Annotated in this window: 13 protein-coding genes; 12 read left to right on the top strand and 1 reads right to left on the bottom strand. The window is 66.7% G+C overall.

Annotated elements, in window-relative coordinates:
- Nucleotide 1: 1 nt before the first annotated feature.
- From iscA to CAP2UW1_RS10080, 6 genes are all read left to right on the top strand, one after another.
- A complete protein-coding gene (gene iscA / locus CAP2UW1_RS10055) occupies nucleotides 2–325 on the top strand; it encodes an iron-sulfur cluster assembly protein IscA (RefSeq protein WP_015766516.1) in 324 nt (107 codons plus the stop codon).
- A gap of 87 nt (nucleotides 326–412) precedes the next feature.
- Nucleotides 413–940, top strand: a complete 528-nt coding sequence (hscB, locus tag CAP2UW1_RS10060; protein ID WP_015766517.1) for a Fe-S protein assembly co-chaperone HscB — start codon at nucleotides 413–415, stop codon at nucleotides 938–940.
- A 48-nt stretch (nucleotides 941–988) separates the two neighbouring features.
- Nucleotides 989–2,890, top strand: a complete 1,902-nt coding sequence (hscA, locus tag CAP2UW1_RS10065) for a Fe-S protein assembly chaperone HscA (RefSeq protein WP_015766518.1) — start codon at nucleotides 989–991, stop codon at nucleotides 2,888–2,890.
- Complete coding sequence (gene fdx, locus CAP2UW1_RS10070) at nucleotides 2,887–3,228, top strand: ISC system 2Fe-2S type ferredoxin (RefSeq protein WP_015766519.1); 342 nt, start codon at nucleotides 2,887–2,889, stop codon at nucleotides 3,226–3,228. Before hscA ends, fdx begins: the two co-directional genes overlap by 4 nt.
- Nucleotides 3,225–3,419 (top strand): Fe-S cluster assembly protein IscX, encoded by a 195-nt coding sequence (gene iscX, locus CAP2UW1_RS10075; protein WP_015766520.1) that lies wholly within the window; start codon nucleotides 3,225–3,227, stop codon nucleotides 3,417–3,419. The genes fdx and iscX overlap by 4 nt, the downstream gene beginning before the upstream one ends.
- Nucleotides 3,416–3,805, top strand: a complete 390-nt coding sequence (locus tag CAP2UW1_RS10080) for a DUF2237 family protein (RefSeq protein WP_015766521.1) — start codon at nucleotides 3,416–3,418, stop codon at nucleotides 3,803–3,805. Before iscX ends, CAP2UW1_RS10080 begins: the two co-directional genes overlap by 4 nt.
- Before the next feature lie 111 nt (nucleotides 3,806–3,916).
- On the opposite strand, the gene CAP2UW1_RS10085 is transcribed toward CAP2UW1_RS10080, so the two are convergent.
- Nucleotides 3,917–4,552 carry an NUDIX domain-containing protein gene (locus CAP2UW1_RS10085; protein ID WP_015766522.1) on the bottom strand — a complete coding sequence of 212 codons (636 nt, stop codon included), beginning with the start codon at nucleotides 4,550–4,552 and terminating at the stop codon, nucleotides 3,917–3,919.
- Nucleotides 4,553–4,767: 215 nt separating this feature from the next.
- Here CAP2UW1_RS10085 and CAP2UW1_RS10090 point away from each other — a divergent pair, with 215 nt between their 5' ends.
- From CAP2UW1_RS10090 to CAP2UW1_RS10115, 6 genes are all read left to right on the top strand, one after another.
- A complete protein-coding gene (locus tag CAP2UW1_RS10090; protein ID WP_015766523.1) occupies nucleotides 4,768–5,631 on the top strand; it encodes a YihY/virulence factor BrkB family protein in 864 nt (287 codons plus the stop codon).
- 199 nt (nucleotides 5,632–5,830) lie between these two features.
- The gene (locus CAP2UW1_RS10095; RefSeq protein ID WP_015766524.1) at nucleotides 5,831–7,267 is read left to right on the top strand and encodes a pyridoxal phosphate-dependent decarboxylase family protein; all 1,437 of its coding nucleotides are present in this window, start codon (nucleotides 5,831–5,833) and stop codon (nucleotides 7,265–7,267) included.
- 205 nt (nucleotides 7,268–7,472) lie between these two features.
- The gene (locus CAP2UW1_RS10100) at nucleotides 7,473–8,954 is read left to right on the top strand and encodes an FAD-linked oxidase C-terminal domain-containing protein (protein WP_015766525.1); all 1,482 of its coding nucleotides are present in this window, start codon (nucleotides 7,473–7,475) and stop codon (nucleotides 8,952–8,954) included.
- Nucleotides 8,954–10,021 carry a glycolate oxidase subunit GlcE gene (glcE, locus tag CAP2UW1_RS10105; protein ID WP_015766526.1) on the top strand — a complete coding sequence of 356 codons (1,068 nt, stop codon included), beginning with the start codon at nucleotides 8,954–8,956 and terminating at the stop codon, nucleotides 10,019–10,021. Before CAP2UW1_RS10100 ends, glcE begins: the two co-directional genes overlap by 1 nt.
- Nucleotides 10,022–10,034: 13 nt before the next feature.
- Nucleotides 10,035–11,282, top strand: a complete 1,248-nt coding sequence (gene glcF / locus CAP2UW1_RS10110; RefSeq protein ID WP_015766527.1) for a glycolate oxidase subunit GlcF — start codon at nucleotides 10,035–10,037, stop codon at nucleotides 11,280–11,282.
- Nucleotides 11,283–11,316: 34 nt separating this feature from the next.
- The gene (locus CAP2UW1_RS10115) at nucleotides 11,317–12,669 is read left to right on the top strand and encodes an AMP-binding protein (RefSeq protein ID WP_015766528.1); all 1,353 of its coding nucleotides are present in this window, start codon (nucleotides 11,317–11,319) and stop codon (nucleotides 12,667–12,669) included.
- Nucleotides 12,670–12,675 lie beyond the last annotated feature (6 nt).

Here is a 12,675-nt window from a genome sequence, read left to right on the forward strand (position 1 = left end):
TATGGCAGTGACGCTTTCTGAGCGGGCCGCGAGCCACGTCGCCAACTACATGGTCAAGCGCGGCAAGGGGATCGGGTTGCGCCTGGGCGTGCGCACGAGCGGTTGCTCGGGAATGGCTTACAAGCTCGAGTTTGCCGATGTGTCTCACCCCGATGATATCGAGTTCGAGTCGCACGGCGTGCGGGTGCTGGTCGATGCCAAGAGCCTGCCCTATCTCGACGGCACGGAGCTCGATTATGCCCGCGAAGGCCTCAACGAGGGTTTTCGGTTCAACAATCCGAACGTCAAGGACGCCTGCGGCTGCGGCGAGAGCTTCAACGTGTGACCGGGGGGCGCCACCGGCGCCGCGACGATCAACCCGCAAGGTGGCCTGAGGGCCTTCCGGCGGCAGGTGGCAGGCGGTCATCAGACAATGGATTTCAACACCGATCACTTTTCCCTGCTCGGGCTGCCGCGGGAATTCCGGGTGGATGCTGTGCTGCTCGATCGGCGCTACCTGGAGATGCAGTCGCAGGTCCATCCAGACCGCTTCGCACGCGCCGGCGAGGCGGATCGGCGCTTGTCGCTGCAATGGGCAACGCGGGTCAACGAGGCCTACCAGACCCTCAAGCAGCCTCTGGCGCGCGCCCAGTACCTCCTGCACCTGGCCGCGCACGACATCGGCAGTGACAACAACGCGCTGATGCCGGCCGATTTTCTCGTCGACCAGATGGAATGGCGAGAGGCTGTCGAGGAGGCGCGCGCCGCGGGCGAGCAGCACGAACTCGAGCATCTGCACCATCGCCTGAAACGCGAGATGCTCGATCGCTACGACGAACTCGCGGTGCTGCTCGACGATCGGCACGATCTTGATCTGGCGGCCGATCGTGTGCGGCGGATGATGTTTTTCGACAAGCTACTGGCCGACATCGACGATGCGATGGCGGAGTGCGAGGAATAGGTCGGGCGCCCGTCGAAAGAACCGAGTAACCAGCACCAGGACTTCTTCATGGCACTCTTACAGATAGCGGAACCCGGCGAGTCGGCAGCGCCGCACCAGCACCGGCTGGCCGTCGGCATCGACCTCGGGACGACCAACTCGCTGGTGGCAACCGTGCGCAGCGGGCTGGCTGTCGTCCTCAGCGACGATCTCGGCCGCCCCCTGCTGCCCTCGGTCGTCCGCTATCGTGGCGATGGCGCTACCGAGGTCGGTTACGAGGCACAGGCTGGGCAGGCGGTCGACCCGCGGAACACGATTGCCTCGGTCAAGCGTTTCATGGGGCGCGGGCTTGCCGACATCGCCCATCGCGAGGCTCTCCCGTACGTCTTTCAGGATGGTGGGGGAATGTTGCGCCTGCACACTGCGGCCGGGTTGAAGAGCCCGGTCGAGGTCTCGGCCGAGATCCTGCGCGCTCTGCGCGTGCGGGCGGAGACCGCGCTGGGCGGGCAACTGGTCGGGGCGGTGATCACCGTGCCCGCCTACTTTGACGACGCCCAGCGTCAGGCAACGAAGGACGCAGCACGGCTGGCCGGTCTCCCCGTTCTGCGCCTGCTCAACGAGCCGACCGCGGCGGCGATTGCCTACGGCCTCGACAACGCGGCCGAAGGTGTCTACGCCGTGTACGACCTTGGCGGCGGTACGTTCGACATCTCGATTCTCAAACTCGCGCGCGGCATTTTCGAAGTGCTTGCCACTGGTGGCGATTCGGCGCTCGGTGGTGACGACTTCGACCAGCGGATTTTTTGCTGGATTCTCGAAGCGGCCAGACTGAAGCCGTTGTCGGTCGAGGATGCGAGCATGCTCCTGACGCGCGCGCGGGAAGCCAAGGAGTACCTCACCTTCCACGGTGCGGCACCGGTTACGGCGAGGCTGAACAGCGGCGAGGTCGTCGATCTGACGCTGACTACCGAAACCTTCGCCGAGATCACGCAGACGCTGGTCGCCAAGACCATTCAGCCGGTCAAGAAGGCATTGCGCGACGCCGGGTTGTCGGTGGCCGAGGTCAAGGGCGTGGTCATGGTTGGCGGTGCGACGCGAATGCCGCAGGTGCAGCGTGCGGTCGGCGAGTTCTTCAGGCAGGAACCGCTCAACAATCTCGACCCTGACAAGGTCGTTGCCATCGGCGCCGCGACACAGGCCAACCTGCTGGCCGGTAATCGCGCTGCCGGCGACGACTGGCTCTTGCTCGACGTCATTCCGCTGTCGCTCGGCCTCGAGACGATGGGGGGTCTGGTCGAAAGGATCATTCCACGCAACTCGACGATCCCGACGGCGCGCGCGCAGGAATTCACCACCTTCCGCGACGGCCAGACCGCGCTCGCCGTCCACGTCGTGCAGGGTGAGCGCGAGCTGGTGAGCGACTGCCGGTCGCTCGCACGCTTCGAGCTGCGCGGCATTCCACCCATGGTCGCCGGGGCGCCGCGCATTCGTGTCACCTTTCAGGTGGACGCTGACGGTCTGCTGGCGGTCGCCGCCCGCGAGCTGGCGTCGGGAGTCGAGGCGAGCATCGTCGTCAAGCCGTCGTACGGCTTGACGGACGACGAGATTGCCGGGCTCCTCAAGGACTCGCTGACACATGTCAAGGACGATGCGTTGCGACGTGCACTCAAGGAGTCCCAGGTCGAAGCGCAGAGGCTGATCGAGGCGGTACGCTCGGCGCTCAAGGCGGACAGCGAGTTGCTCGCTGCCGACGAGCTGGCGCGGGTGGAGGGCGGCATCGTCAGGCTGCAAAGTGCGTCGCTGGCCGAAAACCGCCGGCAGATCGTGCTCGCCATGGACGACCTCGAAGCCGAAACCAAGGAGTTTGCCGCACGCCGCATGGACAAGTCGATCCGGCGCGCCCTTGCCGGTCGCAACATCAGCGAACTGGACAGCCAAGCCGCCGTCGCCAGAACGGGAGAAGTGGCATGACACAGATCGTCGTTCTGCCGCACGTCGAACTCTGTCCGGACGGCGCTCTGATCGATGCCCGTCCGGGTGAGTCGGTCTGTCAGAATCTCCTCGAGAACGGCATCGCCATCGAACACGCCTGCGAGATGTCGTGTGCCTGCACCACCTGTCATGTCATCGTGCGTGAGGGGTTCGGCGCGCTCGACGCGTCCGACGAGGTCGAGGACGACCTGCTCGACAAGGCCTGGGGCCTCGAGCCGAACTCGCGCCTGTCGTGCCAGGCGATCGTCAATGACACGCCACTGGTGATCGAGATCCCTCGCTACTCGATAAACATGGCCAAGGAGGGAAAGCGATGAAATGGACCGACATCAACGACCTCGCGGTCGAGCTCTCGGAAGCCCATCCCGAGGTCGACCCGCTGCGCATCAACTTCGTTGACCTGATGAACTGGGTTCTTGCCCTGCCCGATTTCGAAGACGATTCGCGGCACTGCGGCGAGAAGATACTCGAGGCGATCCAGCAAGCCTGGATCGATGAACGCGCATGAAGCCCGACGATACCGGCGGCAGCCAGCGCAACGTTCTCGGTGGCTTGCTCGGCGCCTGTAGCGAGCGGCCGATGACCGGGTTCTTTCGCGATGGCTGTTGCAACACCAGCGATGAGGATGTCGGCAGTCACACCGTCTGCGTCGTGATGACGGCCGAGTTCCTGGCCTTTTCGAAGGCACGCGGCAATGACTTGTCGACGCCGCGGCCGGAGTTCGGGTTCCCCGGGCTGCAGCCCGGCGACCGCTGGTGCCTGTGCGCGGCACGCTGGCGCGAAGCGCTGCAAGCCGGCATGGCGCCCCGTGTCGTCCTCAATTCCACCAACGAGGCCTCGCTGCTGATCGTCGGCCTCGACGATCTGAAGCGACACGCCATCGATCTCAACTGAGCGTCGAAGCGCCGGCTTCGCCGCTTCCCGTTCGCCGCCAGCCCCTCCAGAACTCGCGGTAAGGACGAGCCGCCGGCCAGGCAAAATCATCCACAGCGCGAGCGGCCTCGCTCAGTCAGTCGAAGCCGTAGTCTTGCCGCCGTCGCTGCTCAGCCAGAGCTTGCGTATCGCCGCGTGCTGCCGGGCGAACCACAGCAGGGCGATCAGGGGCCAGGCGGAGTCGGTTCGCCCTTGCTCGGCCAGCGCGATGGCCTGTTCGGCAGCGAGGCAGACGACGCGGATATCCTCGCCTTCGTGCGCCAGGCCGTGGATGCCGCCGGCGTGCGTACTGTCTACTCGCCCGAGGTAGAGGTGGGTGCGCTGTGACGTCTTCCCCGGGCTGGTGTAGAAGCTGCTGATCGGCAGAACTTCCTGCACGGTGCAGCCGGCTTCCTCGCTGGCCTCGCGGCGTGCGACCTGCTCCGGCGTTTCGCCGGGCTCGATCAGGCCGGCGACGATTTCCAGGAGCCAGGGGCCGCGCGGATCGTCGCGAGCGCCGATGCGAAACTGCTCGATCATCACCACCTCGTCGCGTTGCGGGTCGTAGAGCAGGACCGCCGCGACGTCGCCCTTCTCGACCGCCTCGCGCACGATCGGCGGACTCATGCCGCCGGCGAACAGGCGGTGGCGCAGCCGCAGGCGCTCCAATCGGTAGAAGCCCTGGTAGCAGACTTCACGTTCGAGAATCTCCAGATCTCCGTCGTCCATGCGCCTCTCCTGATGCTGGGCCGTCGAGTGTAGCGCAGGCAGCGCGGCTGTGCCCATTGCTGCCCGAGGCTCGATCAGTCGCGGGCTGTGCGTGGCGTGGCTGCACGCCCGGTCGCCGAGATCCTGCCCGAACGGCCGCTACTCAGGCATACTCGTAGGCGCGTCGCCAGCTTAGCGGTTCTCGCCGGTTGGCGACCCCTTGTTCATGGTCCAGCATGCGCGTCCCAAGTCCCTCCACCCAACAAGTGCTCAAGCACCCGGCGGCCTTTGCCCTGCGGACGCTGAGGAGCTTCAATGGGAATCAGGGCTTGCTGCTGGCCGCCGCGATCGCGTATTACGCGCTCCTTTCGGTGGTGCCGCTGCTGATCCTTTCGGTGGTTGCTCTCTCGCACCTGGTCGACCAGGCGGAACTGCTCGCCACGCTCGGGCGCTACCTGGAATGGGTGGTACCCAGCCAGTCACGGGCGTTCCTGGCCGAGGTCTCGAAATTCATGGAGCAGCGTGCGGCGGTTGGCGCCGTGCTGCTGGTGACGATGCTGTTCTTCAGCTCGCTCGCCTTCTCGGTGCTCGAGAAGGCGATGACCGTGATCTTCGCTCACCGCGCAGCGGCCGAACGGCGCCACTTTCTCACTTCGGCGGTGCTGCCTTACTGCTTCGTCCTGTTGCTTGGCGTGGCGCTGCTCGGCGTCACCATCGCCTCGGTAGCCCTTGAGGCCGTAGCCCAGGAAAGCGTCCGCTTTCTCGGCCGCGACTGGTCGCTACGCGGCGTCGCCGGCAACCTCCTTTACCTGCTGGGACTGAGCGCCGAAATCGGGATCCTCACGGCGATCTATCGGATCATGCCGGTCGGCAAGGTGCGTCTGCGCCACGCTCTGTTCGGCGGCTGCACGGCGACGCTCATCTGGGAAGTGATTCGTCAGGTTCTCGTGTGGTTCTTCAGCAGCCTGTCGAAAGCCAGTCTGGTATACGGCCCGCTGGCGACGGCGGTGGTAGCCATGTTCAGCATGGAGATCGCCGCGACGCTGCTCCTTTTCGGAGCGCAGGTGATCTCGGAGTACGAACGGCTGGGCCGCGACTGAGCGGCTGCGCATCACCGTCCGCGGGTGTCTCCCCGGCGTCGTCGCGGCGCAGTGCTGCCATCGCGATGCCGCACCCGCAACACGATCGGCCATTGACTTTGCTTTCGCCGAACTGCGACACTCTCCCGGCCGCCGCCGGCTGTGCGGGCTCATACGGGGCACGCGTGCCTTCCCGGCCACTTTCCAAGGAGCCTCGAGCATGAAGACAGCCAACCACGACCCAGCCGCTGTGGCGGCAAGCGAAGGCGCTTTGCAGCGTGCGCACGCGCTGGCCACCGCCTTTCTGTCGTCGCTTCCCGGTCGCTCGGTCAGCCACGTCCCCGCGCCGGAGGAAATGGCGGCGGCACTCGATGAAGCACTGCCGGAAGCCGGCAGTGACCCCGCCGGCGTGGTCGACGAGTGGTTCGGCCGCGCCGAACGCGGCATCACCGCTTCGCCCGGGCCGCGCTTCTTCGGTTTCGTCACCGGCGGCGTCACCCCGGCAGCGCTGGCCGGCGACTGGCTTGCCTCGGCGATCGACCAGAACGCCGGGTTGTGGGCCAGCAGCCCGGCGGCGGCGCAGACCGAGCTCGTTGTCCTGCGCTGGCTCAAGGAGTTGTTTGGCTTGCCGGAGCAGTGGGCCGGCGCACTGACCAGCGGTGCCACCATGGCCAACCTCGTCGGGCTGATTTCGGCGCGCCAGTGGGCCGGCCGGCGGCTCGGGTTCGACGCCGCCGGCGATGGTCTGGCGGGACAGCCGCCGATCGTCGTCGTCGCCAGCACCGAGATCCACCTGAGTGCCGTCAAGTGCCTCGGGACGCTCGGCTTCGGCCGCAATCAGGTGCGCCGGGCGCGCGCTCCGGGCGGCCCGGTGGACATTGCCGCGCTGGCCGCGCTGTTGAAGGAGATTGCCGGGCCGGTGATCATCGTCGGCAACGCCGGCGAGGTGAACACTGGCCATTTCGACGACCTCTCGGCGCTCGCCGACCTGCGGGACGCCCACCCGGGCGGCGCCTGGCTGCATGTCGACGGTGCGTTCGGCCTCTTCGCTGCCGCCTCGCCGCGGCTTGCCGTGCTCACCCGTGGCATCGAACGTGCCGATTCGGTCGCCGCGGACGCTCACAAGTGGCTGAACGTTCCCTATGACAGTGGCTTCGCTTTCGTGCGTGACGCGGGCATCCTGCGCGAAGCCTTCGCTGCCGGTGGAGCCTATGTCGTCGGCAGCGATGGCGGCTGGGATCCGTTCACGCACGTGCCGGAAATGTCGCGCCGTTTCCGCGGGCTTGCCGCCTGGTGTGCGCTCAAGGCCTTTGGCCGGGCCGGCTATCGCACCATGATCGAACGCTGCGTTGACAACGCCGCGGCTTTCGCCCGCTGGGTCGAGGCGACGCCGGCTGTCGAACTGATGAATCCGGCGCCGCTCAATATCGTCTGCTTCCGTGTCGTTCGCGCTGGCCTCGACGACGCCGCAAGCGACGATCTGAATCGCCGTGCGGTACGTGCGATTCAGCAGGATGGCCGTGCTTTTGTCACCGGCACCGCCTGGAACGGCCGGTCGGCGATTCGCGCCGCCTTCGACAACTGGCGGACGACGCTCGCCGACGTGACGCTGCTGCAGGCTGCGGTGGCGGACGTGGCGAAGGACCTCCCGGCGTGAGCGATCGGCGACGAATTCTGCCCGGACGGCGTCGCGCCGGCATCCCGCATCACCTGGGCAGCCCGCGGCGGCCACCTGCTGCGGCGCGCGCCGGGCCCGGCACCGGCCATCCGGCGGGCAAGCTCGGGCCGGCGCGAGAAGCGTTACAGCAAGCTGGTTTCATAGTAGGCTTCGCCAGGAGTGACCTACCGCTTGAGGATGCGCCATGAGCCTGCAGAGTACGGTTGCCGATCGTCGCTTCGCGGTTGACCGCCAGGGTTTGATCAGGCGTCTGCGCGAGGTATTGCCGACGCCGGCGCTGCTCGTCGAGGAAGAAGACATGCGGCCGTATGACTGCGACGGCCTGACGGCCTACCGGCAGTTGCCGCTGATCGTCGCCCTGCCGGAGGACGAGGCGCAGGTGCAGGCGATCCTTGCGATCTGTCACGAACTGCGGGCGCCGGTAGTGGCGCGCGGCGCTGCCACCGGTCTCTCGGGTGGTGCCATGCCGCATCCCGACGGAGTGCTGGTGTCGCTTGCCAAGCTCAAGAAAATATTGCGTGTCGACCCCGTGTCGCGGACCGCGGTCGTCGAGCCTGGGGTGCGCAACCTGGCGGTGTCGGAAGCCGCCGCACCGCATGGCCTCTACTATGCCCCGGATCCGTCGTCGCAGATCGCCTGCACGATCGGCGGCAATGTCGCCGAGAACTCCGGTGGGGTGCACTGCCTGAAGTACGGTCTGACGGTACACAACGTAATGCGCGTGCGCGGCCTGACCATCGAAGGCGAAGTCGTCGAGTTCGGCAACGCGGCACTCGACGCGCCGGGTTACGACCTGCTGGCGCTGGTGAACGGCTCCGAAGGCCTGCTGGCGATGATCACCGAGGTCACCGTCAGGCTGACACCGAAGCCGGAACTGGCGCAGGTGGTGATCGCGTCTTTCGCCGACGTTGGCAAGGCCGGCGATGCCGTCGCCAGCATCATTGCCACCGGCATCATTCCGGCCGGCCTCGAAATGATGGACAGGAAAGCGATCCATGCCGTCGAGCCCTATGTCAATGCCGGGTATGACATGGACGCCGAGGGGATCCTTCTCTGCGAGTCGGACGGTACGCCGGAAGAGGTCGCCGAGGAAATCGGCCGGATGGTGGCCGTGCTCGAAAACAGCGGAGCGTCCGGGATTCGTGTTTCGCAGAACGAAAGCGAGCGGCTGCGCTTCTGGGCCGGGCGCAAGGCGGCGTTTCCGGCTGTCGGGAGAATGACTCCCGACTACCTGTGCATGGACGGGACGATCCCGAGGAAGCGGCTGGCCGAGATGCTGCAGGCCATCGCCGGCTTGTCCGCGAAGTACGGGCTGCGTTGCGCCAATGTCTTTCACGCTGGCGACGGGAATCTGCACCCGCTGATCATGTACGACGCCAACCAGCCCGGGGAACTCGACCGCGCCGCGGCTTTCGGTGCCGAGATCCTCGAACTGTCGGTTCGTTTCGGCGGTACGATCACCGGTGAGCACGGGGTGGGCATCGAGAAGATCATGCTGATGGCAGAGCAGTTCACCGAGGCCGAGATCGCCGCTTTTCATCGACTCAAGGCAGCCTTCGACGAGCATGGGCTGCTCAATCCTGGCAAGGGCGTGCCGACGCTCGCCCGCTGTCGCGAGTACACGCAGGCCCGCGGCGGCATCGCGCCGGCAGCGCCGAGGTACTGATGGATACATTGATCGGCGACTGGATTGGGCGGATTGCCGAGGCGGCCAGATCGGGCCGTCCGCTGGCCATTCGCGGGGGAGCCAGCAAGGCGTTCTACGGAGGACCCGAACAGGGCGAGGCATTCGACGTCAGCGCATACCGCGGCATCGTCGCCTACGAGCCGACCGAACTGGTGGTCACCGCGCGTGCCGGAACGCCGCTGGTCGAGCTGGCGGCGGCGCTGGCGGAGGAGGGCCAGTGGCTGGCGTTCGAGCCACCACATTTCGGGCCGGCGGCAACCGTCGGCGGCATGCTGGCTGCCGGCTTGTCCGGGCCACGTCGACAGGCGGTGGGCGCCGTTCGCGACTTCGTCCTGGGTGTCAAGGTGTTGACCGGCCTCGGCGAGGTGCTCTCCTTCGGCGGCCAGGTGATGAAGAATGTCGCTGGCTACGACGTGGCGCGGCTGATGGCCGGCAGCCTGGGGACGCTCGGCGTCGTGCTCGAGGTTTCGCTGAAGGTGTTGCCGTTGCCGGTCGCCGAAAGAAGCCTGCGTTTCGCGCTCGACGAAGCGACGGCGCTCGCCAGGCTCAACCAGTGGGGTGGCCGGCCCCTGCCGATTTCGGCGTCGGCGTGGCATGACGGCGTACTCACTCTGCGCCTCTCGGGAGCCGCGGCGGCGGTCGCTGCCGCGCAGCGAGAGCTCGCCGGCGAGGCGCTGGGTGACGCCGAAGGCGAGGCGTTCTGGGACTCGCTACGCGAGCAGAGGCATTCCTTTTTCGCCGGCGATGCCCCACTGTGGCGTCTGTCTCTGCCATCGGCGACGTCGGTGCAGGCACTTGGGCCGACGCTGATCGAATGGGGTGGTGCCCAACGCTGGCTGCGCGGCGGCGACCCGATGGGAATCCGAGCGGCTGCGGCCAAAGCGGGTGGGCACGCGACGCTGTTTCGCGGCGATCAGGCGCTGAAGCGGTCGGTCGGCGTTTTTCAGCCGCTGACGGCGCCGCTGGCGCGAATTCATCGGCATCTGAAACGGGCGTTCGATCCGCAGGGGGTCTTCAACGCCGGTCGTATGTATCCGGAATTCTGAGAAGGCGCCGGCCATGCAAACCAATCTCGCCGATTTCATCACGAACACGCCTGCCGGGCGCGAGGCCGACGCGATCCTGCGTAGCTGTGTGCACTGTGGCTTCTGCAACGCGACTTGTCCGACCTTCCAGCTGCTCGGTGACGAGCTCGACGGACCGCGCGGCCGCATCTATCTGATCAAGCAGATGCTGGAAGGCCAGCCGGTCACGGAAAAAACACAGCTCCATCTCGACCGCTGCCTCAGTTGCCGTTCGTGCGAGACGACCTGTCCTTCGGGAGTCAGGTATCAGCGGCTGCTCGAGATCGGGCGCGAGGTGATCGAGGAGCGCGTGCCGCGTTCCCTGGCCGCACGCGCAACGCATTTTCTGCTCCGCGAGGCGGTGCCGCGCGGCTGGATCTTCAAGCCGGCCGTGCGCATGGGGCAACTCATGCGGCCGCTGTTGCCGGCGGTGCTGGCCGACAAGTTGCCGAGGGCCGCGGCCGACGCCGGCAGGCCCTGGCCTCGGGGCCGTGGTCACACGCGGCGAATGATCGCGCTCGCCGGTTGCGTGCAGCCGACCTTGACGCCGAACACCAACGCCGCGACGGCGCGCGTTCTCGATCGCCTGGGCATCGAGTTGATCGAGATGCCGGGTGCCGCCTGCTGCGGCGCCTGGCGCTACCACCTCAATGCGCAAGCCAGGGCGCTCGACGACATGCGACAGGTAATCGACGCCTGGTGGCCGGAGGTGGCGAGCGGGCGTGTCGAGGGCATCGTGATGACCGCCTCGGGGTGTGGCGAGCATGTGCGTGTGTACGGCGAACTGCTCAGGCACGATCCGGCCTACGCGGAGAAAGCGGCGCGGATATCCGCGATCACCCGCGATGCTTGTGAAGTGCTGGCTGCCGAGCAGGGCCGTCTGAACGAGTTGTTCGGCCAGACCGGCAACGGTGGCGGCGAGCGCGTGGCCTTTCATTCGCCCTGCACCCTCCAGCATGCGCAAAGGATCCGCGGGGTTGTCGAGACCTTGCTGACCGCTGCCGGCTATCGGTTGACGCCGGTGCCTGACGCGCACCTGTGTTGCGGGTCGGCCGGCAGCTATTCGATCAGCCAGCCAGTGCTGGCCACGCAGTTGCGCGACAACAAGCTGGCGGCAATGGCTGCCGGGTCGCCGGCGCTCCTGGTGACTGCCAACATCGGCTGCCAGACGCATCTGCAAAGCGGCAGCAAGACACCGGTGCGGCACTGGATAGAACTGATCGACGAGCGCCTGAGTGCCTGAGCGGCGAACGGCAGACAAGCGGAGCGGGCGAGCCATGCACATCGACAACCAGGCCGGCACTTACGAGGATCTCTGCCGGAACTTCCGCTGGCAAGTCCCCGAGCACTTCAACATCGGCGTCGACGTGTGCGGTCGCTGGGCCGGCGAGCGCAGCCGCTTTGCTCTCTACTACGAGGACGAGAGCGGTTTCACTTCGGCCCATACTTTCTGGGACATTCAGCGCGCAGCGAATCGCCTGTCGAACGTGCTGGCGGCGCTGGGGACGCTGCCCGGCGACAGGGTGGCAATTCTCTTGCCGCAATGCCCGGAGGCGGCGATTGCGCACGTCGCCATTTACCAGATGGGTGCGCTGTCGGTGCCCTTGTCGCTTCGCTTCGGGTCCAGCGCGCTCGCCTATCGGCTCGCGCACTCAGGCGCGCATGTCGCCATCGTCGATGCGGCAAGCTTGCCGAAGCTGCTGTCGCTGCGCGACCGCCTGTCGAAACTGCGACACGTCATCGGTGTCGGTCGAGCTGCCGGCAAGGGCGTCAAGGTTTGGGCAGAAGTGCTGGAACACGCTTCGCCGCGCTACACGCCCGTGCTCACCGCCGCCGAGGCTCCGGCGATGATCCTCTACGGTGACGCCGCGAGCGAAGAGCCAGCGGGCGCGCTGATGGCGCACCGTACATTGCTTGGCAACCTCAGTGGCTATGCCTGCACACACGACTTCTTCCCGCAACCGGACGACCTGTTCTGGTCGCCGGCGGACTGGGCGTCGAGCGCCGGGTTGTGGGGTGCGCTGCTGCCGACCTGGCACTTCGGCGAGCCCTTGCTGGCCTACACCGGACCTTTCGACGCGGCTAAGGCGCTTGCGCTGATCGAGAAGTACGGTGTGCGCAATACCTTCCTGGCGCCAACGGCGTTGCAGGCGATGATGATGGAGGTGCCTGAGCCCGCGACCATCCACGATCTCGACCTGCGTACGCTGACCAGCGCCGGTGGGCCGCGCGCGGACGCGCTTGTGCGCTGCTGGGTCCGGGAGAAGCTGAACGTGGGAATCAGCGAAACGTTCGGACGAATCGAGATGAATGCCGTTGTGGGTCACAGCGCTGGGCGCTGGCCGGCGAAGCCGGGCGCCATCGGCAGGCCGTTCCCGGGGCACCGCGTTGCGGTGGTCGATCACCAGGGTACCGTCCTGCCGCCCGGCGAGGTCGGCCAGGTCGCCGTGCATCGTCGGTGCAACGGGGAAGATGATCCGGTGATGATGCTCGGCTACTGGCGGAATCCCGCAGCCACTGCCGCGAAGTTCGTCGGCGATGGTTGGGGCCTGACCGGCGATCTGGGCAGGATGGATGACGATGGCTATCTGTGGTGCGAGGGGCCGGCCGGCGATGTCTTCAACATGTGAGGCGCC

Origin of the sequence: Candidatus Accumulibacter phosphatis (genome assembly GCF_000024165.1) — a bacterium.
Lineage (GTDB): Bacteria > Pseudomonadota > Gammaproteobacteria > Burkholderiales > Rhodocyclaceae > Accumulibacter > Accumulibacter phosphatis.